Origin of the sequence: Streptomyces sp. NPDC005799, assembly GCF_040630525.1 — a bacterium.
Classification (GTDB): domain Bacteria; phylum Actinomycetota; class Actinomycetes; order Streptomycetales; family Streptomycetaceae; genus Streptomyces; species Streptomyces griseorubiginosus_B.
In genome coordinates, this window is the sequence record NZ_JBEXXQ010000194.1 from 1 (window position 1) to 1,822 (window position 1,822).

Below are 1,822 nucleotides of genomic sequence, written 5' to 3' on the forward strand. Positions count from 1 at the left end.
ACCCAAGGACAGCCCAGCCGTACGCCCTCCACTTCGAGATGATCAAGGAAGGTGGGCTTGACAACACCAACTTGGGCTAAAGGCAACGGTGTTGCACGTCAAGGGACACGACCGGCGCCTGCCCGGCTGCCATTGGCCGGCGTTTCACGTGAAACACCGGGCGACGGCAACAGGCTGTGCGTTTGCCCATGACATGGCTAAAAGCCCTTGTTTCTCACCGGAAAGAGGTGGACGGCAAGTCCACCCGTCGGACAGCCTGACCTGCGTGCCGACTCCTTCTCTCGCCGACCTTTCCATCCGCCGTCTGAGCTTGCGCGATCTGGGCGCCTGCGCGGACCTGTCCGAGGATCGGGGGTGGCCACGCGAGGAGCACAAATGGAGCTTCCTTCTCACGGCGGGGAAGGGATACGGCATCGACGACCCGGAGGGCGGTCTGGTCAGCGCCTGTGTCGTCACCGAGTACGGACTGCGGGACCGCCCCGATCTCGCGGCCATCGGCATGGTGCTGGTCGCCGAACGGCACGCCCGCAAGGGTATTGGGCGCCGCCTGATGCGGCACGTTGTCTCGGAGATGGGCAGCACCCCGCTGACGCTGCACGCGACTCCGTACGGCCGGCCGCTCTATGAGGAACTCGGCTTCAAGGTCACCGGCCGGGCCGAGATGCTGCGCGGACACTTCACCCCCGGTGGGCCGGCTCCCCAGGGCGCGACACGGGCAGCAACCGCCGAGGACCTCAGCGGCATCCTCCGGCTCGACGAAGAGGTGTTCGGAGCCGATCGCACTCACATCGTGACCAGGCTGCCCGCCTTCGCCGACCGGCTGTGCGTCGCCGAGGAGGATGGTCGGATCGTCGGCTACGCGGCTGTCTGGCCCAACATGGACACCCATGTCATCGGTCCGCTGATCGCCCGGGACACCGAGACGGCGAAGGCGCTCCTCGCCTCCCTCGCCGCCCACACCGACCGGCCCCTGCGCACCGACATCGACGTACGCCATGAGGAACTGCTGGCCTGGGCGAAGGAACGGGGGCTCGCATCCGTCGCCTTCAACTCGGTCATGACCTACGGAGTCCCGGACCTGCCCGGCGACTGGACGCGGCGCTTCGCACCGGTCACCGTGGCGGCGGGCTGAGCGTCCCAGGCTGCTTCCATGCCTGGACGACCGCATCCCTGGCTGTCCACATGCCTGGACGGCCCACGTAGGGTGCCAGTCATGGGAGATCTTGAGATACGGGCCGCGACAGCCGCCGATGTGCCGGTGATCGTCGCGATGCTCGCCGACGACCCCCTCGGCGCCCAGCGCGAGACTCCGGACGACCTGGCCCCCTATCTGACGGCGTGGCAGCGCCTGGCGGCCGATCCGAACCAGCACCTGGTCGTCGCCGTTCGCGAGGGCCGGGTGATCGGCACCCTTCAGCTCACGATCATTCCCGGCCTGTCGCGTCGGGGTTCCGTCCGGTCGATCATCGAAGCCGTCCGTGTCCATGCCGATGAACGAGGCAGTGGTCTGGGAACGCGGCTCATCGAGTGGGCGATCGAGGAATCCCGGCGGCAGGGCTGCCAGTTGGTCCAGCTGACCTCCGACAGGACTCGACCCGACGCTCACCGCTTCTACGAGCGGCTCGGCTTCACCGCCTCACATGTGGGCTTCAAGCTCCAGCTCTGAACCAGGCGGGCCTCAGCTCCGGCTGAGCGAAGCACCCGCGGGCGTCCTGTTTCACGTGAAACAGGACGCCCCCCGGGGGCTCAGTTGTTCAACCGAACCCCCCCCACCCGGCGGGGGCGACCCACCCCGCCCACGAGGCCACACCTCGTTACGGTG

General features: G+C 67.8%; 2 protein-coding genes. Both read left to right on the forward strand.

From position 1 onward, the window contains the following. Nucleotides 1-265 precede the first annotated feature (265 nt). On the forward strand, nucleotides 266-1,132 hold the full coding sequence (locus ABZ453_RS51160; RefSeq protein ID WP_359026935.1) for a GNAT family N-acetyltransferase: 867 nt from the start codon (nucleotides 266-268) through the stop codon (nucleotides 1,130-1,132). 81 nt (nucleotides 1,133-1,213) lie between these two features. Then, entirely contained in the window at nucleotides 1,214-1,666 is a 453-nt protein-coding gene (locus ABZ453_RS51165) for a GNAT family N-acetyltransferase (RefSeq protein WP_359026937.1), read from the forward strand. Nucleotides 1,667-1,822 lie beyond the last annotated feature (156 nt).